The sequence below is a fragment of the Massilia antarctica genome, from assembly GCF_015689335.1.
In the GTDB taxonomy this organism is placed as follows: domain Bacteria; phylum Pseudomonadota; class Gammaproteobacteria; order Burkholderiales; family Burkholderiaceae_D; genus Telluria_A; species Telluria_A antarctica.
Genome location: NZ_CP065053.1, coordinates 5,474,980 through 5,499,973 on the forward strand (window position 1 = coordinate 5,474,980; position 24,994 = coordinate 5,499,973).

General features: G+C 61.4%; 17 protein-coding genes and 2 pseudogenes. 11 read left to right on the forward strand and 8 right to left on the reverse strand.

Going from position 1 to position 24,994, the window contains the following annotated elements:
* The first annotated feature begins 208 nt into the window (after positions 1–208).
* From IV454_RS24140 to IV454_RS24170, 7 genes are read left to right on the forward strand one after another with little or no spacing between them, the layout of a single operon-like run.
* Positions 209–1,573, forward strand: coding sequence for a lysine N(6)-hydroxylase/L-ornithine N(5)-oxygenase family protein (locus tag IV454_RS24140; protein ID WP_206088197.1), 1,365 nt, complete (start codon positions 209–211; stop codon positions 1,571–1,573).
* Positions 1,557–1,910 (forward strand): cupin domain-containing protein, encoded by a 354-nt coding sequence (locus IV454_RS24145; RefSeq protein WP_206088198.1) that lies wholly within the window; start codon positions 1,557–1,559, stop codon positions 1,908–1,910. Before IV454_RS24140 ends, IV454_RS24145 begins: the two co-directional genes overlap by 17 nt.
* Entirely contained in the window at positions 1,897–3,012 is a 1,116-nt protein-coding gene (locus tag IV454_RS24150; RefSeq protein ID WP_206088199.1) for an NAD(P)/FAD-dependent oxidoreductase, read from the forward strand. Before IV454_RS24145 ends, IV454_RS24150 begins: the two co-directional genes overlap by 14 nt.
* The gene (locus IV454_RS24155; protein WP_206088200.1) at positions 3,012–4,652 is read left to right on the forward strand and encodes a class I tRNA ligase family protein; all 1,641 of its coding nucleotides are present in this window, start codon (positions 3,012–3,014) and stop codon (positions 4,650–4,652) included. Before IV454_RS24150 ends, IV454_RS24155 begins: the two co-directional genes overlap by 1 nt.
* Positions 4,652–5,803 carry an MFS transporter gene (locus IV454_RS24160; RefSeq protein ID WP_206088201.1) on the forward strand — a complete coding sequence of 384 codons (1,152 nt, stop codon included), beginning with the start codon at positions 4,652–4,654 and terminating at the stop codon, positions 5,801–5,803. Before IV454_RS24155 ends, IV454_RS24160 begins: the two co-directional genes overlap by 1 nt.
* A 57-nt stretch (positions 5,804–5,860) precedes the next feature.
* Positions 5,861–6,748: a phytanoyl-CoA dioxygenase family protein gene (locus IV454_RS24165; protein ID WP_206088202.1), complete on the forward strand. Its 888-nt coding sequence runs from the start codon at positions 5,861–5,863 to the stop codon at positions 6,746–6,748.
* Positions 6,745–7,932 (forward strand): NAD(P)/FAD-dependent oxidoreductase, encoded by a 1,188-nt coding sequence (locus IV454_RS24170; RefSeq protein ID WP_206088203.1) that lies wholly within the window; start codon positions 6,745–6,747, stop codon positions 7,930–7,932. The genes IV454_RS24165 and IV454_RS24170 overlap by 4 nt, the downstream gene beginning before the upstream one ends.
* A 63-nt stretch (positions 7,933–7,995) precedes the next feature.
* Here the strand turns inward: IV454_RS24170 and IV454_RS24175 are convergent, their stop codons facing one another.
* The 3 genes from IV454_RS24175 to IV454_RS24185 form a co-directional block, all read right to left on the reverse strand.
* Positions 7,996–8,364 carry a VOC family protein gene (locus IV454_RS24175; RefSeq protein WP_206088204.1) on the reverse strand — a complete coding sequence of 123 codons (369 nt, stop codon included), beginning with the start codon at positions 8,362–8,364 and terminating at the stop codon, positions 7,996–7,998.
* A 246-nt stretch (positions 8,365–8,610) separates the two neighbouring features.
* Entirely contained in the window at positions 8,611–10,857 is a 2,247-nt protein-coding gene (locus IV454_RS24180) for a M4 family metallopeptidase (RefSeq protein WP_206088205.1), read from the reverse strand.
* Between the two features lie 280 nt (positions 10,858–11,137).
* Positions 11,138–11,569 (reverse strand): GNAT family N-acetyltransferase, encoded by a 432-nt coding sequence (locus tag IV454_RS24185; RefSeq protein ID WP_206088206.1) that lies wholly within the window; start codon positions 11,567–11,569, stop codon positions 11,138–11,140.
* Between the two features lie 550 nt (positions 11,570–12,119).
* On the opposite strand from IV454_RS24185, the pseudogene IV454_RS33615 reads away from it, so the two are divergent.
* A pseudogene (locus tag IV454_RS33615) lies at positions 12,120–12,563 on the forward strand (TonB-dependent receptor plug domain-containing protein); the annotation flags it as partial.
* 369 nt (positions 12,564–12,932) lie between these two features.
* Positions 12,933–14,327 (forward strand): annotated as a pseudogene (locus IV454_RS33620) (TonB-dependent receptor domain-containing protein); the annotation flags it as partial.
* A 67-nt stretch (positions 14,328–14,394) separates the two neighbouring features.
* Here the strand turns inward: IV454_RS33620 and IV454_RS24195 are convergent.
* Both IV454_RS24195 and IV454_RS24200 read right to left on the reverse strand, forming a co-directional pair.
* Positions 14,395–15,996 carry a M64 family metallopeptidase gene (locus IV454_RS24195; protein ID WP_206088208.1) on the reverse strand — a complete coding sequence of 534 codons (1,602 nt, stop codon included), beginning with the start codon at positions 15,994–15,996 and terminating at the stop codon, positions 14,395–14,397.
* Positions 15,997–16,123: 127 nt separating this feature from the next.
* Positions 16,124–17,044, reverse strand: coding sequence for a helix-turn-helix domain-containing protein (locus tag IV454_RS24200; RefSeq protein ID WP_206088209.1), 921 nt, complete (start codon positions 17,042–17,044; stop codon positions 16,124–16,126).
* A 321-nt stretch (positions 17,045–17,365) separates the two neighbouring features.
* Between IV454_RS24200 and IV454_RS24205 the strand changes: the two genes are divergently transcribed.
* The gene (locus IV454_RS24205; protein WP_307730147.1) at positions 17,366–19,507 is read left to right on the forward strand and encodes a phosphocholine-specific phospholipase C; all 2,142 of its coding nucleotides are present in this window, start codon (positions 17,366–17,368) and stop codon (positions 19,505–19,507) included.
* Positions 19,508–19,753: 246 nt separating this feature from the next.
* Here the strand turns inward: IV454_RS24205 and IV454_RS24210 are convergent, their stop codons facing one another.
* The 3 genes from IV454_RS24210 to IV454_RS24220 form a co-directional block, all read right to left on the reverse strand.
* Entirely contained in the window at positions 19,754–20,329 is a 576-nt protein-coding gene (locus tag IV454_RS24210) for a hypothetical protein (RefSeq protein WP_206088210.1), read from the reverse strand.
* A gap of 27 nt (positions 20,330–20,356) precedes the next feature.
* Positions 20,357–20,698 (reverse strand): YciI family protein, encoded by a 342-nt coding sequence (locus IV454_RS24215; RefSeq protein WP_054262494.1) that lies wholly within the window; start codon positions 20,696–20,698, stop codon positions 20,357–20,359.
* Between the two features lie 187 nt (positions 20,699–20,885).
* The gene (locus tag IV454_RS24220) at positions 20,886–23,087 is read right to left on the reverse strand and encodes an OsmC domain/YcaO domain-containing protein (RefSeq protein ID WP_206088211.1); all 2,202 of its coding nucleotides are present in this window, start codon (positions 23,085–23,087) and stop codon (positions 20,886–20,888) included.
* 575 nt (positions 23,088–23,662) lie between these two features.
* Between IV454_RS24220 and IV454_RS24225 the strand changes: the two genes are divergently transcribed.
* Positions 23,663–24,844 carry a serine hydrolase domain-containing protein gene (locus IV454_RS24225; protein ID WP_206088212.1) on the forward strand — a complete coding sequence of 394 codons (1,182 nt, stop codon included), beginning with the start codon at positions 23,663–23,665 and terminating at the stop codon, positions 24,842–24,844.
* The last annotated feature ends 150 nt before the right edge of the window (positions 24,845–24,994 follow it).

Below are 24,994 nucleotides of genomic sequence, written 5' to 3' on the forward strand. Positions count from 1 at the left end.
GAATTCAGATTGTTCTCGACTTTTTTTATTGAACTCACCGCTGCCATACCCGACAACAACAGGCCGCATAAAAGAGCTTTCTCATCGTTGATGTCGAGGGCGACGGCATGGGCAATATCGTTGTGTCGAACCTTGGCACGGCGGGAGCCGGTCTTTGTGCTACCCCCAGTTTGGCAACGCTGGCCTTGATCACCAACTTTAAGACACTATGCAAAACTCTCTTTATGACCTCATCGGTATTGGCATCGGACCATCGAACCTTTCGCTGGCGGCGCTGTCGCACAACATTCCCGATTTCCGCAGCCTTTTTCTCGACAGTAAGCCCCATTTTCAATGGCACCAGGGCTTGTCGCTGCCCGGCGCCAGAATCCAGGTCTCGCCACTGAAGGACCTGGTGTCGCTGGTCGACCCAACCAATCCTTACTCCTTCGTCAATTACCTGTCGAAGCAGCGTCGCCTGTACTCCTACATCACGGCCAACCTGGCGAGCGTGTCGCGCCAGGAGTTCGAAAATTACTACCAATGGGTGGCCCGCGCGCTGGCGTCGCTGCAGTTCAATGCCCAGGTCGACCAGGTGGACTACGACGAGGCGGCCGAGTGCTTCCATGTCCAGGCGCGCGGGCGGCAACAAAGCGCCAGGCACCTGGTGGTCGGCACCGGGCAATCGCCGCGCATCCCGCCTTGCTGCGAGGGTAACACCTCGCCCAGGGTCTTTCACGCCAGCGAGTTTGCCTACCGGACCTTGGATCCTTCCTGGCGCAATATCGTGCTGGTGGGCGGGGGCCAGACTGCGGCCGAGCTATTCCTGCACCTCATGAACGAGAGCCCAGCGAAGCAGCTCAACGTTTCCTGGGTGACGCGGCGCCGCAATCTGCTGCCCATGGACGACTCGGCCTTCGTCAACGAATATTTCTATCCCCAGTATTCGGAGTATTTCTTCGGCCTGAACGCCGACCTGAAAAGCGAGTTGCTCGACGACCAGCGCCTCACCAGCGACGGCATTTCCGCCGACTTGTTGCAGTCGATTTACCAGCGCCTGTACGAGCACAAGGCCATGGCGGGCGATGTGGCGCAACCGCTCATCCTGCCCTCGACCGAGCTGTCGGGCATCGTGGCGTGCACCCAGGGCCTGACAATCGAACTGTGCCATGGATATACCAACCAGACCCATGTGATGCAGGCCGACGCCGTCATCCTGTGCACAGGCTACGAGTATCGCATGCCGCGCTTCCTGGACTCTCTGGTCGAGCAGATGGAAGTGCAGGACAATGTGCCGCTGGTTAATCGCGACTATTCGGTACGCTGGAAAGACCCGCGCCGCGCCCAAAAACTGTATCTGCAAAATGCTGCGCGCCGTTGCCGCGGCGTGGCCGACCCCAACCTGAGCCTGGCCGCCTGGCGCAGCGCGGTGATATTGAACGCCGTGCTCGGGCGCGAAGCCTTCCAGGTCGAGGACCGCTCGACCATGGTGTCGTGGCGCTACCCGGACCAGGGTGTAGCCGCTTCGGCAACGGCATTGTTCGCTGCTTCGAACCAGCCGATGGAGGGCTTCGCCAATGTCAACGTCGCTTGAACCGAGCGCGCCACATCTGCGCGCGCAACCGATCGCCGTCCCCGACCCTGGTGTCGAGCTGTTCGCCTACCCCGAGGTGGCGGGCTTTCCCGGCGGCTTTCAATACTTCGAGGTGCAGCCGGGCGCCGAGACCCCGCTCGACCGCCACGCCTCACAGGAAGTGTGGACCATCCAGGCCGGCGCGGGCGAATTGTACTTTGCCGATGCATGGCACCCGCTCAAGGCCGGCGACTGCGTGCATTTTCCAGCGCTCAAACCGCACCGCATGCGTAACAGCGGCGCCCAGCCGATGCGCATTTTTGCACTCTGGTGGAGGAGCGAACATGCAGCGCCATGACCTGGTCATCGTCGGCGGCGGTATCGTCGGCAGTTTCGCCGCCTATTTTGCGCGGAGTGCCCATCCCGACTGGCAGATTGCCGTGATCGAGTCGCGCGCCATCGGCACTGGCGCCACCCGCTTTTCCGCCGGCGTGCACCTGCCCACAGGTTCCAGCGCCCACATCCGGACCCTGGCAACACGCAGCGCCCAGGTCTATGCCGAGATCGACGCGCTGGGCATGACGCCGGCCGAACCTGGCCTCGATGCGTTCTGGGTCGTGCCCGGCGCCGGGTTGAAGGCCCTCGCGGCGGAGGCGAACGGCTGGACCATCGGGCCGGCCACTGACGCGCAGGAGAGTCAGTTTCGCGCCAGCTATCCGGACGCCGTGCTTGTCGACGACGAAGTGCTGGCCTTCGGCGGCACGGCACGGCGCTTCGATCCGCCCCAGATTGCACGCCAGTTGCTGCAGCATGTAGGAGGGGAGGGTCTGGCCTTGTTCGAGGGTGTGCGGGTGGCGCAGATGCGGGTCGGGAACGATGGCGACACCGTGCTCACCAGCGAGCTTGGCCTGGAACTGCGCGCGCGCCGCACCTTGCTGTGCAACGGGCCCTGGCTGAGTGGCTTGCTCGGGCCGACCGTGGCGGATGCGCTGGGCTTGCGGGTCAAGAAGGTCGCCGCCATGCATCTGGCCACAGGGCGGCAGCCGGAGGGAGAGGGCGGCGCTGGCGCCGACGGGGCAGCCGACGGCGCGCGCGCCGCGCTGTTCTGGCCGGGCAGCGACGCCTATATCGTGCCGTTGAAGGGACGCGCCCAGCATCTGCTCAGCTTTGCCAGCCGTGAATGGGACTGCGATCCCGATTCCGGCCGCATCGCCCTCAGCGCCGACGACTACCGGGTGGCCGAGGCCATCATTGCGCGCCATTTCAGCGACTGGCGTCCGCAAATTTGCGGCGGCCGCGTGTTCTGCGACACCTATGCGCAGGACCGCCAGCCGATTGCCCGCATCCATCCAGAATGGCCATCGGTCGCCATCGCCGGGGCCGGCGGTGGCGCGGGTTTCCGTCTGGCACCGGCCATCGCCGAGCAGGCGATCACACTATTAGAACAAGGAGTACCTTGATGTTCCCATCACCACGGCAAGGCGAATCTTACCTGCTCATCCCGGTGCCGCCGACCCCCAATGGCCGCTTGCATCTGGGGCACATCGCGGGACCCTATCTGCGCATGGACGTGCTGGCGCGGCGCCTGCGCCAGCATGGCGCCCAGGTTGCGCTCTACACCGGCACGGATTGCCACGATTCCTATGTATTGTGGCGGGCCGAGCAGGACGACAAGTCGCCAACGGCGGTCTGCCGCGGCTTTCACGCGGGTATCGCGGAAGACCTGGCACTGATGCGCATCGAGGTCGACGGCTTTGTCGATACGCTCGAAGGGGAAGGGCGCGCGTTGCAGGAGGACTATGCCCGCGACGCCCTCGAGCGCCTGCTGGCATCGGGCGATGCCGTGATCCGCGCCGAACAGATCCCGTTCGACTTGAGCACCCAGGAAGCCATCGTCGGCTGCTGGCTCACGGGTCATTGCCCGTCGTGCGGCAGCGACTGCGCCGGCTATTTTTGCGAAGGCTGCGGCACCCATTTCCGTCCCGAGCAAATGGTCGACGCTACGCCGCGCAAGGCCCACGCCAAGGTCGGCCTGCGTACCGTCGAGAACGTATTTCTGCGCATTCCCGACAGCGCCGCCCATCTCGAGCGCCTGCACGCAATGGGTGTGGCGCCCGAGGTGTGCGATGTCGTGGCGCGCTTCCTTGCCGTTCCAGGCAATGAATTCCGGCTCACGGTGCCCATTTCCTGGGGCCTGGCCTGGCCTGCCGATCCAAGTGGCTGCCCGCGCGCGATCTTTGAAATCCTGTGGGAAATGTTTACCTACGGGCATCTGCATGCGCGCCAGGCTGGACTGGAAGCGCATGCGTGGCAGCGCGACAGCGCCACCAAGATCGTGGTCGGCTTTGGCATCGACAACACCATCCCGCTGCTGGTGGGCGGGGTCGGCGTGCTTGCCGCATTGCCATCGTGCAAACCGCCGGCCCACGCGCTCACCAATTTCTTCATCAACCTGGAAGGCGAAAAGTTCTCCACCAGCCGCAAACACGCCATCTGGGCGGCCGATACCGCGCGCGCCCTGGACGGCAATGTCGATGCGCTGCGCTACTACCTGTGCACGATCAGTCCCGACCATGGCGTCACCAATTTTTCGGTCACCCAGTTCGCCACTGTCGTCAACCACACCGTGGCGCAGGAGACGATGGAGGCGGTCAGGGCTGCCGTGCATCAGGGTCATGCCGCGGCCATCGACAAGCCCGTCAGCGCGCCGGATGCCGCGCTCATCGCGCGCTTCGGCACCGCCCTGGCAGCACAGGACGCCAATCTGCAACCCTCGCGGGTCACGCTGGCCCCGGTGGTCCAGGAGATCGCGGCCTGGGTCGCCGACACCAGCGCCAGCGCCCCGACCGGCGCGCAAGCGTACTGGTGGGCCAAGGCGTTTGCCTGCCTGGCCTATCCGGTCATGCCGCAACTGGCATGCGCGGTCTGGCAGACGCTTGGACACAAGGGCGATCCTTGGCTGAAGCACTTCCACGACACGCCGGCGTGCGGCGACCTGGCGCAATTTGACGCATTGCATGCGCCGCAGATTCTGCCCGCGCAACTCGATGCCCTGCTGCCGCCGTACCTGCAATCGACACACACTGGGAAGGAATCATAATGCAAGCATCTTCCAGCATCTGGAGCGGGCGCTATGTGGCGCTGCTGCTCGCCACCTTTGCCTATTTTTTGACGATGGGCATCATGCTGCCGATTCTGCCGGTGCACGTGAAGGTGGCGCTGCACGGCGGTGGGCGCGAGATGGGACTGGTGATCGGCGCCTTCGGCTTTTCCGCGCTGCTGTTCCGGCCCTTGGCCGGCTACCTGGGCGACCGCTTCGGGCGCCGTCCGATTGCCGTTGGCGGCGCCTTCATCGTGGCCGTGTCCGTATTCATGTACAGCCAGTGCACAACGGTCGCGAGCTTGTCGGTGGCGCGTTTTATTACCGGCATCGGCGAGGCTTTCGTGTTTGTCGCGGTGCTGAGCATGATCAGCGACATCATTGCGCCGCAGGGCCGCGGGCGGGCCTTCAACTTCTTCACCATCGCCCTGTACGCAGGGATGTCGGTGGGGCCGCTGGCGGGCGAATTCCTGTACCAGGAATACTTTACCCGCTATGTGTGGCTGTTCGGTGCGGCCACGGCAGCGAGCGCCGGCGCCATCTTCCTGCTGCTGGGGGAGACCAACGCCAACTGCGGCGGGCGTCCACGCATCCGCCTGATCCATCCGGCGGCGTTGCGGCCTGGGCTGATCCTGATTGCCAGCGTGTTCGGGCTTGCCGGCTTCAACGCCTTCGTTCCCCTGTACGCCAAGATGCTGCACCTGTCCGGCTCCGCGCTCTTGTTCGCGGTGTTTGCCTGCGCCCTGATCGCCACCCGCATCCTGGGCGCCGGCCTGCCCGAACGGCTGGGCAACGAAACGATGACCAAGATCGCGCTGGCCTGCTCGGCAGGCGGCTTGGTGCTGATCGGCCTGTCGAACAGCCTGCCGATGGTCCTGGCCGCCACCCTGGTGTTTTCGGTCGGGCAGGCGTTTGCCTTTCCTGTACTCACCGCCATTGCCGTGGCCAAGGCGGGGCCGAGCGACCGCGCCGCCGTGCTGGCCACGTTTTCCGCTTTTCTCGACGCCGGCTTCTGCTTCAGCCCGATGATTCTGGGCCTGATTGCCGACCACGTCCGTCTTGAAACCATTTTCTTCATCTGCGCGGCGGTATCGGTGGCCGGTTTCATCGGCATCTTCCGCGCCGCGCCGGCAAGCGTCGTCGCGCACTGAAGCACTGACCTGGCCGGCACCACGATCCATCACTATTTTTCATTTGGAAGCGATGATATGAAACACACACAGCATGGCGCGCACCACGACATCGATGCGATGACACTGACCGCCGAACAACGCCGGAGCGTCTACGACGAGCTCGGCTACCTCATCTTCAGGAACGTCTTTACGCCCGCCGACATCGCACTGCTGCGCAGTACCACTCAGCAGCTGGTGCAGGCCGCCGCCGGACTGGCCGTCTCGAACGAACGCTATCTGGTCGCTGCGCTGGAAGACAGCCCTGCGCACGCAGTACGGCGCATCTACAACACGCCCTCGGCCCATCCGCTGCTGCAGGCGGCGACGTCCGACCCGCGCGTTCTCGATCTGCTGGCCGACATCATCGGCCCGAATATCGAACTCCACCACGGCAAGATCAACCTCAAGCCGCGCAGCAGGGAAGCCCAGTTCGACTGGCACCAGGACTTCGCCTTCTTCCCCCATACGAATTTCGACTTCATCGCCGTGATGCTGGCACTGGACGCGGCGACCCCGGAAAACGGCTGCCTCACCGTCATTCCTGGCAGCCACAAGCGCGGTCCCATGCAGCACATCTTCGCCGTTGACGGCGCCTATTCCTCGCGCCTGGCTGACCCATCCGCGCTGGGCAGCGAAATCGACTGGGTCGACCTGCCGATGGGGGCGGGCGACATCGAACTGCATCACTGCAATTTACTGCACAGCTCGCGCGCCAACCGCACCGATACGGCGCGCACCGCGATGGTCACGCACTACCGCGCGGCCGACAATATGCAGCTGGGCGGCTTCCAGGGCCACCACGGCTATGGCCAGGTGGTGCGCGGCGAGGCACCCGGGAGGGTGCGCCTGCAGGAAGGCTCCTATTTCCTGCCGACGATGGCGATGCGCCCGCCAGTGGCCGCCTCCAGCGAAGGACAGCCGTGACAACGACCACTGACGCCATCATCGTCGGCGGCGGCTCGAGCGGCACCGCCATCCAGTGCGCCCTGGCGCGCGCCGGCATCGGACGCACCGTGCTGCTCGAGCGCGGCGTGCTGGCCGGCGGCCCCACCGGCCGCTCGCCCGCCATCCTGCGCCAGCAATACGGGCATGCCGAACTGGTGCGCATGGCGCAGTTTGGCATCGACTACTTCCACAGCTGGCAAGAGCACAGCAGCGGCAACTGTGACTACCGGCGCATACCGCTGCTGGCCGTGGCCGGCGAGGAAAACCTGGCCGCATTCGATACCACGCTCGAGATCATGCGCGAATGCGGCGCGCGGGTCGAGCCGATCGCGCCGGCCGACCTTGGGCGCTGGATTCCTGGCGCGCGCCATGACGACGTCCTGCGCGCGGCCATCGAGCCCGACGCCGGCTACTGCGACCCGCATGCCACAGCGCTGTCGTTCGCGGCGCAGGCGCGCACGCACGGCGCCCAGCTGATGCAGGGCGTGGAAGTGCTGGATCTATTGCGCAGCGACGGCCGGGTGTGCGGAGTGCGCACCGCCACCGGCGATATCCTGGCGCCGATCGTCATCCTCGCTGCCGGCCCCTGGACACCGATGCTGGCAGCGCGCGCCGGCGTGACGCTGCCGATCCGCACCGTGCGGCACAGCGTGGCGCAGCTGTTGCGCCCGGCCGCGACGCCGGCCATGGAGGTGATGCTGGCGGACTACATCAACGGCATCTATTTCCGCCCGGAGGGAGCCGACCAGTGCCTGGCCGGCTCCCTGCGCGGCGCCGATACGGCCGATGTGGCGGACCCGGATCGTTTCGACGAAGGCATCAGCGAGGACGTGTTCGTGGAGCTGGCGCAGCGCATGGTGCATCGCGTGCCCGATTGGACAGAACTGGGCGATGGCGGCGGCTGGTCGTCCCTGTTTGACGTGACGCCAGACGCCTATCCCCTGATCGGACCGGTCGAACAGCTGCCGGGACTGTATGTGGCGGCCGGCCTGTCCGGACACGGCTTCAAGCTGTGCCCCGCGATTGCGCACATGATCACCGCCCACATTACCGGGCAGGCGAGCCGCTTCGATCTTGCTCTGTTCAGTCCGGAACGCTTCGCGGCCGGGAAACCCATCGTCGGGCGGGCTTCTTACCACTATCGCACGCCGCTGTTGGCGTAGACGATAGGCGAGAGGGCGTGTCGCTTCGCCAAGCCGGCCGCCCGTAGTCGGGACTTAACTGGCTCAGTCCTGGGTTGGCGGCCGGTAGCTCACCTCGACCAGGATTGATCCCCCCGGTACGCGGCAGTAGAAGCCAAAGCTGTCACGCATCAAGGCCGGTGGATTGGCGACGGCGACGCCAGCGGCGGTGACGCGAGCATAGGCGTTGTGCACGGCCTGCTCGCTGTCTTGCAGAAAACCGATGTGAAACGTTTTCGGATAGCAGGGCTCGGCCGCGCGCGTCAGGACAAGTGTGAAGCCGGCGCTACCGCGCAGGATGGCCATGCCATCCCGGCCTTTTGTTTGCAGCAAGGTGAAGTCGAAGGCGGATTCAAAAAAAGACGCGGCCGCAGCGACATCGGGAACAGAAAGATCAAGGTGATTCAAATGCATGGCAAGCTCCGTGAAGGGTCAGGTTGCCCGACCGGATGCAGTGCAAAGTTTGAGTCTGCCATGCCACACGGACGAGCCAAGAACGCACAAAGGTGCGCCAGGTTCGTCGTGGGTTCTCATGCGATGCATGGAGCAGGGCTCTCGAGGGGAGAGGGGTCGGGCTTACCGAAATACCGACCCTGCCTTTTTCGACGTGACAAGTATAGCCCAGTTTCTGGCGTGCCGAAAGGAGGGGCCGTCGATATGTCAAGGTACCAGGGCCACCTTGTCGACCACGAACGAAGTTTGCAGGGACGAGTCCTCGGTCGAGGCAAACGACAAGGTCACGGTCTGGCCCTTGTACTTCAGCATGCTCAAGGACTTGATCGTGTAGCCCGCGGCTTTGTTCAGATTGGAGTAGGTGGCCAGGGTTCCCAGTGGCGTGCCGGCGGCGCTCTTCACCGTTACCGCCAACGTGTCGTACGCGGTCCTGGTGCTGGTTTCCGCGCTGTCGATATGCAGCGCGAACGACAAGTTGGCCACCGTGGCGTCGGCCGGGATCGTGAAGGTTTGGGTCAAGGTTCCTGTGTTCGTGCTGCCTTTTCCGCCCAGGAAGGCGCACTTGCTTCCTTCGTACGCGGCTTGCCGCGACCAGGTGCCGATCACGTTCGCGGAGCTGTTCCAGCCGGTGGCGCCGCTTTCGAACGATCCGTTTCTGATCACCTCCGACGGTGTGCCTTCCGCGATGTCGGCTCCCACATTGACTGCAGCATAGGCGCGCGTTACAGCAACGGCCTCCTTCGAGTTGATCCCATACAGCTCGTTCGCGGACTGGATCATCTTGTTTCGCGCGTCGGCATAATTAGTCGACGCCGTAAACTTAAGGGTGTTGGCGCGGAACCAGATGCGATACGCTTTGTCGTTGCCGATACCGGACATGTTACGCGGAGACTGCGTCAAGTAGGAACTGTGCATTTCATTGCCGACGGTGGCGCTCGATCCCTGCGACAGGAAATAGAACATGCGGTTATTCGGCCCGGACGAATAGTGCGGATCGATATTTCCCAGGGTGCTGCTCCAGACGTCGCGCGACACGCCGTCCTTGGACGGCTTCCACATCCAGCGCAGCGGCGTGCCGGTAGGGGAGATGTCCTTGCCCAGCATCCAGTCGTTGCCAGCCGGGATAGCATTGCCCGTGCCGCCGTTCTTGGCATAGGCTTCGACCATCTCGCCGTTGATATCCGAGAACGATTCGTTCAGGCCGCCCGTTTCGCCCGTGAAGTTAAGGCCGGACGAGGCGTCCGTGATGCCATGGCCCAGTTCATGACCGATGATATCGAGCGAACCGAGGCCTTTGAAGGCAGATCCATCGCCAAGGTACATGCATTTGCAGACTGGATCGTAGAAGGCGTTGTCGTAGTTGGTGCCCAGGTGAACGGCGATATAGGTGGCCGTGTTCAGGCCGTCGAGGGAGGACCAGCCTTGCGTATTCTTGAGCGCATCATAGGTGTTCATCAGTCCCCAAAGCGCATCCACGGCGGCGGTCTGGCCATTCGCGCCGTTGGTGCTGCCGCCGTTGTAAGGCAGGCCATCGCCCCAAACGTTGATGGCGTTGGTGTAGATCGTGCCGGGCCGTGGCGCTGTGAACGGGCTGTGCGCAGCGTCCGTCACCGCCATGCCGCCGAAGTACCCGCCAGTGCCGCGCGAGGGATCGAACATTCTGTACACGCCGTCGGCGTACGTGGTCTGGATCGGAACGTCGCCCGAATACAGGCTATGGCCAACGCCTGCCACGTTCTGCAACGCGTTCCATTGCGCCAGCGTGCGGCCGTCCATTGCGCTCACGATGGCATCGCGGAACACTGGCTTGCCGCCATCTGCCATGCGGGTTTTGACCAGCCAGGCCAGCTCGTAGCCGGCGATCTTTTCTACCAGGTCCAGCGCGTTCAATTGCGCCTCCGGTTTGGTTTCCGCACCAGGTGCGCGGATGCGCGTCACAATCGGGTGGATGACCAACTCCGCGCTCGGCGCGTGGCGATGCAGCCCGCGCGGCGCCGTGGCGCGGACTATCGCGTCGATGGCCGCCTGCGCCTGGATGACCGGAGTCACATCGATGAAAGGCGTGCCGGCCAGCGCGGTGGCCGACCCTTGGCCCAGGCTGGCGCGACGTTCCGACGCAGACACGTTCAGGATGCTGCCGCGCGCATCGGTCACAACGACCGAGTCGGAACCGAGCACACGCACGCCCTTGTATGTGTGGTGGAGGCGGGCGATCCTGGTGCCGGCTTGCCCCGGGTGCTCTTTGGCCAGCACGTAGCCGTGATCGCTGTCCAAGCCCTGGTTGCCGTGAAGCGCGCGCAGGGATGCTACTAGCGCGGCGCTTTCTTGCGGTGATGCTCTGGCGAAGGGCGGCGCCATCATGGTTTGGGGGCCGCCATTGGCGGCGGCGGCGTAAGCACCGGCGAGGCTTGCGGCGAGAATGGATGCTGCGATCATGGATTTCCGAATTTTCATTTTTTTCTCCAGGTGACAGGGCACGTTGGCGAACATAAATTGCGGCCGTGGCGGAGTCAAAAAAAATACGGAATGAGACAGGAATAGTCGAATTGTCTATTTTTTTCGCGGCCCGCGTTTGGGGCGGCTCAGTACCGGTAATGATGACGGACACGTCCAAGCAGCCGCAATCAGCGCGCCCAGCATCCTCTTTCTTTGACTCGACATTACCGTAAATATTGTCGAGTTTACTCTGCCGGGTGAAGTGTGCCGTTCGCCAGCTCCCTTTTGACCACGCCGGCTAATCGAGACCCCGGCCGACCGCGCCATCGAGCCGTTTCATCTCCGGCCGAAGATGCTCCCATCGCGCTTGCTCCTGGTCCATTTCGCTGACCGATATCGTCGATATGGAACTTCCGTTCAGCATGGTCAGCACTCTTGTTGCAGCCCAGAACATGTGCGCCGCGAACACTTCCTTGATGGTGGTGAGCGGCAGCCGATAGGCCAAGAAAAGATGGCGAATGACGGCAAGCCCGTATCCCTGGCGCCGGAACGCTTTGCCGATCCCGATGTCAAAGATATAAACCATGTCGAAAAGTGGCGACACCGCATAGGTGACACAGCCGACGCGCGCACCGTCTTTCGCATATATGGTGGCCTGTTGATCAGGATGGGGAGACGTGAAGCATTTCATGTGGTTCAAGGACACGTCCAGGTCGATTTCCGGGAGCATGACGTTGCCGGTCTTCTGACGACGCGGTTCAGCTACACGCGCCGCCGGAACGCAATATGTTGGGGCGCATTCATTGGATCATCGGCACAGGCAGGTGCTCGACCGTGAAAAATGTGCAGTGCACGGCGCGCCAGCGCGATTGAACTTGAAAGCATCATGGGTCCTTGAAACGGCGTCATTCGGCCACCGCGGGCGGTTGAATCCTGATAGGTTCGGAAGAATTGCATCCTGCCAGAGATTTAGCGCCTTTGTCGTACAGGATGGCCGTGTGCGCAACGAATCGAGGAAGTCGAAGTTTTGTGTCGCTAGACGACTGATTATTGCACCGGCTGCTTGCCAAGCTACTCGGACAGGAGAGCCGACGAAGACGTTTCCACCTCTTTTATTTAACATAATATAGATTATGCGAATTTAATGTCGCTGTATGGGTGCCGTTGTGCCCATACAACCCCAACACGCTAACGTTGGCATGCGTCAAGCATACGACTATAGTGAAGAGCAAGCCCGGCCTTCTCTGGCCCGCTCCTTCACCTCACGGAAGGAAATGCACATGTCACACCGACTCCCTTTCAAGGCAGCCCAGTTGGCGGTACTGCAGAGCCTGGCCACTTGTGCCGGCGCACAGCAAGTGCAGGATAGCGGGCCGATCGTCACGATCTTCGGAGCCGGCCAGACCCGCCAGGTACAAAACATCACGCGCGACGACCTGGCCCATACCCTGCCAGGAACCAACGCCCTGAAGACGCTGGAGAAACTCCCGGGCGTGCACTTCGAGTCCGCCGATCCCTTTGGCGCATACGAATGGTCAAGCACGTTCAGCATGCGTGGCTTCGCCCAAAACCAGATCGGCTATACGCTCGATGGCGTGCCGCTGGGGGACATGGCTTACGCCAATAGCAGCGGACTCCATATCAGCCGCGCCATCACGGCGGAGAACATCGCGCGCGTGACGGTGTCGCAAGGCGCCGGCGCCGTCGGCACCGCATCGATCAACAATCTCGGCGGCACCGTGCAGTTCTTTTCCGCCGATCCGGACGAGGCTTTCGGCATGAGCGGCGCCCAGACGATCGGCAGCAGCCATACCTATCGCAGCTTTGCGCGCCTCGACACGGGCGTGATGGCGGGCGGCACCAAGGCCTATGTCAGCCTGATGCGCCAGCGCGCGCAAAAATGGAAAGGCGACCATGGCCCGCAAAACCTGGACCAGTTCAACACCAAGCTGGTCCACCGTATCGGAGCGCACCGGCTCAGCGTCTTCTACAACTACTCGGATCGCCTCGAAACCGACTACCAGGACATGTCGCTCGCAATGACGCCGCGCCTTGGCTGGGATTGGGACAACTATGCGCCGGACTGGCAACGCGCCGTCAAGGCGGCCAACGGCGTCTATAGCGGCGGCGTCACCAGCCTGGACGATGCCTATTACCTGGGGCGCGGATTGCGCCGCGACACACTGAGCGGGGCCACCCTCGATGCCAGGATAAGCGGCGCAGTCGCGCTCAAGAGCACCGTTTACCATCACTCCAATCAGGGCCAGGGACATTGGTACACCCCCTACTCTCCCACCTCGGCGCGCGATCCGATCTCGATCCGCACCTCGGAATATGGCATCAGCCGCAACGGCGTTGCTGTCAATCTGCTGTGGGATGTCGGGGCGCATGCGGTCGACGGGGGCGTCTGGATCGAGCGCAACAATCATGTGGTGACGCGCAATTTCTACGCGGCCGACGGCAGCGAGAACTCGGCCCGGTTCCTGCATAATCCCGTTAGTACCGGCTTCATCCAGGATTTTTCGACCAAAACAAGGCAGTTCCACCTGCAGGACACGATCACGCTGTGCGACGGCGCGCTCACAGTCAATGCTGGCTTCAAATCACCCAAGACGGCCATCGATACCGTCTCGCCGCTCGGCACCCGTGCGGCCGGCTCGCTGAGCTCGTCGAAGTCCGTGCTGCCACAGTTCGGCCTGCAATACGATATCGACAAGGACCAGGAAGTCTTCGCCTCGGTGTCCAACAATATGCGCGCCTTCAATCCCGGCGCGGGCGGACCGTTTTCACAGAACCAGACGGCGTTCGACCTGAGCGCGCCGGTTCTCAAGCCGGAAACCTCGCGCACGCTCGACCTTGGCTACCGCTTCAAACGGGGCGCCATCGCCGGCTCGCTCGCGGCCTACGCGATCCGCTTCAAGGACCGTCTTGCCACAGTGGCCAACTGCAGCGGCATCCTCGGCTGCCCGAGCAGCTTCCTCAATGTCGGCAAGGTCGACACCAACGGCGTCGAAACGGCCGTGGTGTGGACCTTGGCGCGGTACTGGACGTGGTTCAACGCCTTCACCTACAGCGACTCGACCTACAAGTCCGACTATCTGGACGGCACCACCCTGGTCGCTGCGAACGGCAAACAGGTGGTCGATACGCCGAAGACCATGTTCAATACCGAGCTGTCGTATGGCGCTGGCCCCTGGTCTGCGCACGCGTTGGCCAAATACACCAGCAAACGCTACTACACCTTCCTGAACGACTCGCTTGTGCCCGCGTACTGGGTGCTGAACCTGTCGGCGGGCTATCGGATGCCATCATTAGGCACGGTCAAGGACGTGACACTGCAGATCAGCGCGACCAATGTACTCAACAAGCGCTACTACAGCACGGTCGGCACCAACGGTTTCCTTGCCGCCGACCCGGACCGCAGTTTCCAGACCTTGCTGGTGGGCGCGCCGCGCCAACTGTTCGTGACGCTCGGCGCCAAGCTCTGATCGAGCGCCGGCACGCTATATAGCCCATGCCGGATCCCGGCATGGGCCAAGCATGCGAGCGCAAGTTTCACTTCGGCGGGACGGAGTATTTCACGGTGTAGCTTCCGGAGCCCGAATACGATTTCACTTCGATGTAGTAATAGCCTGCGGTTCCCACATAGTTGATCGATTCGCTGGATGTGTTGCCCTGGCTGACCGCGACCTTGCTCCAGCCTGTGCTCAGCGATTTGTAGAGGGACAAATCGAAGTCGGCGCCGGCCGGTCCGGTCAACTGCACGTTGAAGGTGCCATTGCCCGCTTGAATGTAACCCGGGCTGGTGTTTGGCACGTAGGCTTTGCCGCCACTGCTCAGCGTTCCGGTTTGGGTAAGGCCGGTATACTTGCCGAACACCGTCTTCGCCAGTCCTTCATTGACTGCGTGCCAAGGATAACCGAGGGTACGCATACGTGAATTTTCGGTCGGGCGGTAGGTGCCGCTCGAGCAGTAATGCCCCCCTTGGAAAACCCCTACCGTGCCGTTGGCAACGCTACCGGCCGTGGTTGGTACCGGCGTGGCGGCGGCGATCTTGCTGCCCCATTTGACGTTACGCGTGCGGTTGAGCGAGACATTGCCTTCCGTTGGCTCGGCACTCAGGTCGCATGTGCCGTATTCGTACTCGTCCGCCAGCGCAAACGCGGTATGGCCGATTTCGTGCAAAGCCACTTCGATCGACGAGGGGTTCATCGACGCGGTTGCGATCGCCCCGCCCGAACCACCGTAGCGGGTCGAGTTGGAAATGACGACGATGACGTCGCGCTGGTCCGGAGTAAGAACCGAGCCGACAATGTTATACACCTTGGTTTCGTTGACGCACAGAAGGCGCTCGATGTTATAGCAGTAGAATTCGCCGTCCATGGCGGTGTCGCGATAAATGCCTTTATCGATCTCATCGACCCCGGATTGATTGCTCGCGACATCGACGCGGCGAACATTCATGTTGGCGCGATTGCCGGCGAACAAGGGATCGGCCATGAAGCCGTCGATCACTTTCTTCGCATCGGCTTGCCATTTGCCCATTTCGGCCGCGGTATAGCCATCGCCGATGAACACATAGTCCATGCGCGCGTTGGACGGGCCCGTGTTGACGATCGTGGTGACGGTCGCCGCTGGCGCCGCAGCGGACATACTCTGGGTGCGCATCATCTTGCTGGCGCCCACCGCTTTTTCCAGTGAGGCGCGGTCGAATTTTGCCAGCGGTGCGGTAACGGCCTGGATGCCCATAGTGGTCGACGCTGGCGCCAGTACGTCGACGCTGGCGATGTCTGCGTTAAACGGCAAGGACACCTCAAAAACGCCGTCCGCCTGCTTCACCTGGCGCGACAGATCGATGGCGCCGGTTTTCTGATTGAATACTTCGATGTGCCTTTGTTGGGTGTTCTTGATCGCCACTTCATGCAGTACCGTCCCCGCGGCATTGCGTGCGACGACGCGCCACTGTTGGCCCGGGGCGTGGCCGGGCAGGCTCGGGGTCAGCGCAAAATCCCCCACTTCGGCGTGAATCGGCGCAAAATTGACGCCGGTTCGCCCTTCGCTGACGCTCACGCGCAGGGAGATGTTTTGCGCCTGTGCCGTAGCTGTCAGGCTTGCCAGGGCCACCAAGGTAAGCGATAAAGATGTGAGTAGTTTCATTGTCGTCCTCATTCGAGTTTATTGTTTTCGAACAAGGAGTTTGTTACCATTTTGGAAACGTCGCGCCTTCAATCCTGCTCATTTTGCATAAAACTGCTGCTGTAACGCCCAGCGTGGCCACGCAAAATCATGTCGACGTTGATGTTGCGGCCCGGTGTTGTTGGCGGAAGATCGTGGGCGACATTCCGTACTGCGAGGAAAATGCACGAGAGAAATGACTGGCGTTGGTAAAGCCGCATTCCTGCGCGATATCGAGAACCCGCGCTTGCTCCGACAGTAGGGCCGCGCAGGCCCGTTCCAGGCGCAGCTTCATCATGTATTGGTGCGGCGGCAGTCCAACCGCGCGCCGGAACTCGCGGGAAAAGTGCGCCTCGCTCATGCCGCACAGTGCGGCAAGTTCGGCATTCGACACCGACTCAGCCGAGCTTTGCGCAATGTGCCGCAGCACGCTGCGCAGCCTGCTGCCGCAGAGGCCGCTCCTCTCGGGCACGCTGGTTGGCTGGGTATAGTGCTCAAGCAAATAACACACAAGGACAGTGATCAAGCCGTCGCACGCCTCTTGCGCAAGCTGTCCCGCCATTGCTGCGGCATTGAGCATTTTATGCACGAGGTCGAGCACGATCCGGTCCTGCACAAACACGTTGGCCACCAGCTTATTGCTGGCGCCATCATTGCGCAGGCCGCCGAGATGATCGACCAAGTCGACCGGAATGAAGATATTGACGATGTCGCAAGCGCTCATCTGGGTCCACTGACCAGATTCACCAGGGGGGGAAATCCGAAAACGGTTCGCAGCGATCATACCACCCCAGACCGGTTTGTTGCCGGCCCAGATACGTGCCTCCAGAGGAGAAAGCATGAGGGAAAGCCGATAACTCCCAGGATGCGGACTCATCGAACGGACCACGTGTTCGGCATGGCCGCTGGACCAGCGTCCCAAAGCGGCTTTCGAACGTGGCAATGGACCAATGCAGAGGTCCAATGGCGAGGCGACCCCGCTCTGCAGGAACCAGCGCCGCAGGTCCTCGGTGCTCGTGATCATCGGCATGTCGCTTTCGGTGTGAGGGGGCAATTCTAATAATTGTCATTTTATCATCTGTTTTAAAGCCACTTTATGCGTATTTCTATATGCAATTTGCATAAATTAGCATGGTCGTTGACCTTGGGCGACGCTTCCCCGCGCCCTCCTCCGTCATCAGGGAGCTGGCTTGTCGCCCTTGAAACCGATCGTGTGATGCTAAACTTGTGCAGGCGATCAAACCGACGTAGGGCCCGCTAAAAGAACGGGTAGTAAAAAAGTCGGGTATTTCCGAACCTCACCGTTAGCCGAGGATAAAGAATGATGCCCCCCGAAGGAAGACGGAAATTCTTGCGGTTTGCAGGGGCCTCGGCCGGCGCCACCTTGGCGAGCGCGGCTTTTCCCGGGCTGATACGCGACGCCTTGGCCATACCGGCCAACAGGATCAAGGGAACGATTGCCGACGTGGAGCATGTGCTGATCTTCATGCAGGAAAATCGCGCCTTTGACCACTATTTCGGCAGCCTGCCGGGCGTGCGCGGATTCGACGATCCGCGTGCCATTACGCTACCGAGCGGCAAACCAGTGTGGTACCAGCCCGATGCGAGCGGCGGCTACGTGTTGCCATTCCACTTGGACACCCGGAACACCAGTGCGCTATCGCTCGGCACCGACCACCACTGGAAGGGCTCGCAACTGACCTGGCAAGGCTGGGATGCCTGGGTCAAACAAAAAACCGCCCAGTCGATGGGCTATTTCGACCGCGGCGACCTGCCCTTCTATTACGCGCTGGCCGACGCCTTCACCGTCTGCGACGCCTACCATTGCTCGGTTTTTGGCGCAACCGATCCGAACCGCCTGTACTCGCTGACCGGCAGTAACCAGGGCTGGATGGACTCCATGGGCAGTCTCTACAACATCGATAAGGCCGGTGTTTACCACAACGATCCCGCGCTGGACAATGTCTCGGCCAGCGCAAGCAGTGGCGCACCCAACTGGCGCACCTATGCCGAGGTGCTGGAGTCGAACAATGTCAGCTGGAAGGTGTACCAGGAATGGGATAACTACGGCGACAACTACCTTGCCTATTTCCGCAATTTCCGTGTCAATGCCGACGGCAGCCGCTTGTCCCCGACGGCGGCCTTGTACCAAAAGGGGCGCATGATCGCGCCCGGCTCGACCCAGGCCAACTGCGTCGGCACCAAGGGCGACTGGCTGCTCAAGTGCTTCGCCGACGACGTGCTCAACAATCGCCTGCCGCAGGTGGCGTGGATTGTCGCGCCGAGCGCGTTTACCGAACATTCGCCAAACTCGCCCAATGCTGGCGAGAACTTCACCGCGCGCTTGCTGGCGGCGCTGGTGGCCAATCCCGCCGTCTGGTCGAAGACGGTGTTGCTGCTGATGTACGATGAGAACGACGGCTTTTTTGACCACGTGCCATCCGACCTGGCGCCGCTCCGGCCGAGCATGGGCAGGACCACACTGGCCGACGTCGGCGCTTTCGAGGCCTACAATGGGGTGCCGGTCGGGCTCGGCCCGCGGGTGCCGATGCTCGTGATTTCTCCGTGGAGCAAGGGCGGACGGGTGTGCTCCCAACTATTCGACCACACCTCGCAGATCCGGTTCCTGGAAGAGTGGCTGGTGGCTGGGCTGGGTAAGGAGCGCGCCGCCGTCAGCTGCGAGCTGATCTCGCCGTGGCGCCGCGCGGTATGCGGCGACCTGAGCTCGGCCTTCGAGTTCGCCTCCCCGGACAGCCATTGGCCCTCCTCGCTTCCCAAGTCCACCACCTATAAATTGGTGACTGGCAAGCCAACGCCAATGCCGCCCGACGTGCAAGTGCTACCCAGGCAGGAGCCGTATCCGGCGGCGAGCGGCGCCCGCCATGCCTGCGCCTTGCCCTATGCGGTGGAGGTACAGGCGTGTGTGAGCAGCAACAAGCAGCTTGTGCTCGCGTTTGCCAACACCGGTAGCGCGGGTGTGGCGTTCATCGTGTATTCGCGCGAACGCGCCGGCGGCCCCTGGTATTACACGGTCGAAGCGGGCAAGCGGATCGATCAGGACGCCTGGAGCTGGCCAATGGGCCGCTATGAACTGAGCGTGAACGGCCCGAACGGCTTCCTGCGCGGCTTCAGGGGCAGCCTGGCGGCAGTCACCGTCAACGCAGCCAGGCCCGAAGTGCAAGCGGCCTGCGATACGGTCAACGGCAACGTCAAACTGACCTTGTCGAACCTGGACGGCGCGAGCGCCTGCATGTTCACGCTGACCGACAATGCCTACGGCACCGCGGCGCGCAGCTTCACCGTGGCGGCCGGCCAGGCGACGACGGTCAATTGCGTGCTCGGCGCTAGTTATGGATGGTATGACCTGAGCGTGGCCAGCGACGCCGATGCGCAATGGCTGCGCCGGCTCGCTGGCCACATCGAGACCGGCAAACCCAGCCGGACCGATCCAATCATCGGTGCCGTGAGGCCCAAGTCGCCGAGCGGAGCGTAAATCTCCCATCTGCAAGGCTTCGAAACGCTCAAAAACATCTTCGCGTTCGCCGCATCGACGCCGTACTTCCATCGTCAAATCTACCAACCCGACAATTCTCATGCGATCAGCCGTGTACGGGATGCCAAGCGCCCTTCGTACACAGCGTTCCTGACATGGTTGAAGATAAACCGGCACTCGACCGCTATACCTGGTCGTTTTTAAAGCTGAAAATATCCTTCGCGCCCCGGCGAATGTCCTCCGTTCTCAGTCCGATATATTCAAATCGACGTTGACAAGTTCTTCGTAGACGTATCCTTCGGCTTCATTGCGCAGCAAGACTCGTACGTGCTTGACCGAGCACTTTTCTCCGACCGTGAAGCCCATCTGAATATGCCCTTGGCCCCGAAGCGTCTCAGTCAAGCCGGCATACGTCATGCTGCACGTCGTATCCGGAATCGTGTTGGCAATCAGGCCGTGCGGTGTATTGATTGAGTACTCCAGATTGACCGGGATAAACGTCCCTTTTTTCACCGTTATACGTTTGCCGTTTGGAAAAGTCACTTTGGAAATTTTGGAACCAGCGCCGTCCTTCTTCTGGGCATCCAGTGCAGGATGAGGCACGAAAGTATAGTTAACGGGAATATCCTGCCGAAAAATCTCGGCCGACTTCGCATTCTTGAAAACCACGCCTCCTGTGCCCTGTACCGCGCCGAATTGCTTGGCGCTACAGAACCTCCCAGTACCGCGTTGCCAGGGCCCTTCTGGCATGGCGTCACGGCGACGACATCCCCGCAATGGCAAATACGTTCCACCGCCCTGACCCACGTATGGTTGGGTCATGTCGCAAGTGCCCAGCACGCGAAATGGTCAGCTTTCAGGGTCATAGTGGAACTCGCGCAGCTCTTGTGCACAGCGGCAGGCCGTGGCGAGCCTGGCCGCCCATTGAACGGCAACGTCCCTTGACGGGAGCTCAAGCACACAAAAACCCCCATCGAACTCGCGAGTCTGGCGGTAGGTTTCGCTTGTGCTGCTGCCGTCCGGCGCAACCAACAGCGCCCCGATCCCGGCGTTGATGCCGCCACCAAATACATAGACCCCGGCAGCCTTGGCCTCGCGGATCACTGCATGCGACGCCTCGCTGACGGCTGCCATGTCCTCGGCAGGAACATCCATCGCACCCGCAGGGAAGGAAATGAGAAATTTTGTCATGTCCAGTTACTCTCTTTACCCGGTTGTCAGGCCCACGGGTATTGACGGTTTGAGCACCGTTTGCGCCTTAAAGATCCCCGACATCCTGGACGAGATCGCGCACAGGGCCGATCCGTGAAAACCAGCTTCACATCGGCGCCTGTGCACGCAAATATCTAAGCCGCTACGGATATGGAAGCAAGCATCTTCACGATTTAGCCGCAACATTCGCCCGTGCCGTATGCACTTTTCTGTAGCTGTCGATCAGACGTTCGTGCTTGTCGAGCCCTTCCAGTTTCATGCTCGTCGGCGTCAAACCGAAGAAACGCACGCTGCCGTCCACCGACCCCATGACCGCATCCATGCGAGGGTTGCCAAACATCCGGCGGAAGTTGACCTCGTAATCGGCCAGTTCCAGGTCGTCATCGAGCTGCACCTCAAGCACGGCGTTCAAGGCTTGGTAAAACAATCCTCGCTCGACCGTGTTGTCGTTGTACTGCAGGAAGGCTTGCACCAACTCCTGCGTCTCCTCAAATTGCTGTAAGGCGAGATGGATCAGCAGCTTCAGCTCCAGCGTTGTCAGCTGCCCCCAGACCGTATTCTCGTCAAATTCGATGCCGATCAAGGTGGCGATGTCGGCGTATTCGTCCAGCTCGCTGTTCTCCAAACGATCGAGGAGTGCTTCGAGGCTGGCATCGTCCAGTCGATGCAAGTTCAAAATATCGGCGCGGAACAACAGCGCCTTGTTTGTGTTATCCCAGATCAAATCTTCCACCGGATAAACTTCCGAATATCCCGGCACCAAAATGCGGCAGGCGGCGGCGCCTAAATTATCGTAGGCCGCCATATACACTTCTTTTCCCATGCCTTCGAGGATGCCGAACAAGGTCGCGGCCTCCTCGGCATTGGCGTTCTCGCCCTGGCTGCAAAAATCCCACTCAACAAAATCATGATCGGCTTTGGCACTGAAAAAGCGCCACGACACGATACCGCTGGAATCGATGAAGTGTTCAACAAAATTATTCGGCTCGGTGACGGCGTTACTGACGAAGGTGGGCCGAGGCAAATCGTTCAAGCCTTCAAAACTGCGACCCTGCAGCAACTCCGTAAGACTACGTTCCAGTGCCACCTCGAAGCTTGGATGCGCTCCGAACGAGGCAAACACGCCGCCCGTCCGTGGATTCATCAAGGTAACGCACATCACTGGGTAAGCCCCGCCCAGTGACGCATCCTTGACCAGCACCGGGAAGCCCTGCTCTTCCAATGCCTCAATGCCGGCCAGAATGCCAGGGTACTTCGCCAGCACCTCGTGCGGCACGTCCGGCAATGCGATTTCCCCTTCCAGGATGTCGCGTTTGACCGCCCTTTCGAAAATCTCCGACAGGCATTGCACCTGCGCTTCGGCCAGCGTATTCCCGGCGCTCATGCCATTGCTGACGTAGAGGTTTTCGATCAGGTTGGACGGAAAATACACCACCGCGCCGTCGGACTTGCGCACATACGGCAGCGAACAGATACCGCGCTGCACGTTGCCGGAGTTGGTGTCGATCAGATGAGAGCCACGTAACTCGCCATCGGGATTGTAAATCTCCAGACAGTACTCGTCCAGAATGCCAGCCGGTAGCGCATCTTTGCGGCCGGGCTTGAACCAGCGCTCGTCGGGGTAATGCACGAAGGCCGCGTTGGCGATGTCTTCGCCCCAAAACGTACCACCGTAAAAATGATTGAAATTGAGTCGCTCGATAAACTCCCCCAAGGCCGACGCCAAGGCGCTTTCCTTGGTCGATCCCTTGCCGTTGGTAAAACACATCGGCGAGTGGGCGTCGCGGATATGCAGCGACCACACATTGGGAACGATATTGCGCCATGAAGCGATTTCAATCTTCATGCCCAAACCCGCCAGCACGCCGGACATATTGGCGATGGTTTCTTCCAACGGCAGATCCTTGCCCGCAATGAAGGTGCTGGCCCCGGACGCTGGTTTCAACGTCAGCAACGCCTGAGCATCGGCGTCCAGATTCTCCACCTCGTTGATCACGAACTCGGGCCCGGCTTGCACCACTTTTTTCACCGTACAACGCTCGATGGAGCGAAGAATCCCCTGGCGGTCTTTATCAGAGATATCCGCCGGCAACTCGACATCAATCTTGAAAATCTGCTGGTAACGATTTTCCGGATCTACAATATTGTTTTGCGATAGGCGGATATTCTCGGTAGGAATATTGCGAGTTACGCAATACAACTTCACGAAGTAAGCTGCGCACAAAGCCGATGAGGCCAGGAAGTAATCGAAGGGACCAGGCGCGGAGCCATCGCCCTTGTAGCGCACAGGCTGGTCGGCGACCACTGTGAAATCATCGAACTTGGCCTCAAGACGAAGCTTATCGAGAAAGTTGACCTTAATTTCCATGGGGGATTCTAATGAGTGTGCGAAATGACGGAGTCGATATTATCGTCGTTTTTGCCCTCACGGCATAGCTACAGGCGGGAGCAAGCAAGGCAGCCGCCGGAATACCGGGGCCTGCGGCCGAAGACTCTTGCTGGGCGCATCGCTGCGAGCGACGCGGTAAGCGGTCGATCAAAGCGGCGCTAACAGCCCGACGAACAGGTAGGCCACCTTGCCGCCATCGATGGCGGACGCCCGTACACCGTTGACAATCCCTCCGACTTGCCGTGTCATACTGGGCAGGCTCTGCCCGCCCATCATTGGGTCTACCCGACGCGGGCGAGCAAGCGCCTGGTCCCGGTCGAAATCGCCTTCGGTCCGCTGGTCGTCAACGGCGAGGCCAGCGGCTGCGATTTGCGGCCGGGCGACCCATCGATCGGACACGCCCAGCCCGCCTGCGGAAGCAGCTGCGGCACAGCGCAATTGTTCAACAATCAATGTTTAACAAGAAGAAATTGTTTCACCGCCGAGTGCAAGCTTGTGTTGTAATTAAGTGGTATTTGAAAATGTAAGTACACCAATAATTACATGGAGACACTTTGAACACGACCCAGCACACCATCTTGCCATCCCGCCTGGCCAAGCGCGGCCCCGGCGCCCTCGCCTGCATGCTCGCTTTCACTGTCGCCCTGAGTGCCTGCGGCGGTGGCGGCAACGGCGGCGACGGCAAAGGCACGATCGGCAACAATCCCGACACCAAGGTCCGCGTGTCCCCCAATGCCACGGATAACTGGACCCTCGTCCCGGCTGCCGAAGTCGGCATGGATGGCGCCGTGCTGGCCGATGCCGTGGCCAAGCTGCCCGCCGCCAGCACCCACGGCATGTCGAGCATGCTGGTGCTGCGTCACGGCAAACCCGTGCTGGAACAATACTGGAACGGTTACGACAAGGACACCCTGCACGACCTGCGCTCGGCGACCAAAAGCATCACCTCCCTGATGATGGGCGTGGCGCTCGACCAGCGCCTGGTCGGTTCCGTCAACGATCCCCTGAGCAGCTACCTGGCGCCGCTGTATCCGAACGCGCCGGCCTACCGGCTCGGCCTCAAGCTGCAAGACATGCTGACCATGCGCAACGGCCTCGACTGCGACGACTGGGTCCGCAGTTCCCCAGGCAATGAAGAAAACATGTACCAGCAGACCGACTGGGTCGGCTTCTATACCAAGCTGCAGGCCGTCGCCGCGCCGGGCAGCACGACCCGTTACTGTACCGGCAATCCGGTCGCGCTCGGCCGCGTGATCGCCGTGGCCAGCAAGAAGCCGATTCCGGCGTTCGCCAACGAATTCCTGTTCGGGCCGCTGAATATCCAGAGCGCCAAATGGGCCGAGTTCGACAACGGGAAGCAGACCGATACCGGCGGCCACATCCAGATGCGCCCGCGCGACATGGCCAAGCTCGGCCAACTGGCCTTGCAAAACGGCCTGTGGAATGGAAAACAGCTGGTCTCGGCAGCATGGATGGCGGAATCGACGCGCCAGCATACGCAATTCACCACCTTGCCGGACCGCAACGGCTATGGCTATTTCTGGTGGCGCAGCGTGGAAACGGTGAAAAGCGCGTCGTACGATGTTATTTTCGCCGACGGCAATGGCGGCCAGTACATCATGATCGTCCCCGCGCTCGATATCGTCGCCGTGTTCACTGGCGAAAATTACAATTCGACGAAGGCGGAATTTCCTTTCGAACTGTTGGACAAATATATCCTCGCCTCGGTCAAATAAGGCCTGACGGCCCTGTCGGCGGCGGCTGGCAGGGATGGGCGGCGTCCGCAGCCCGCCGCCCGCCGCAGAATATTTACAATTAAATCTTCCCGCTTTGCGATTTCGTTCTGGCAATATAGAGTGAATCGCAAGGCCGGCTGCGCCCGCACG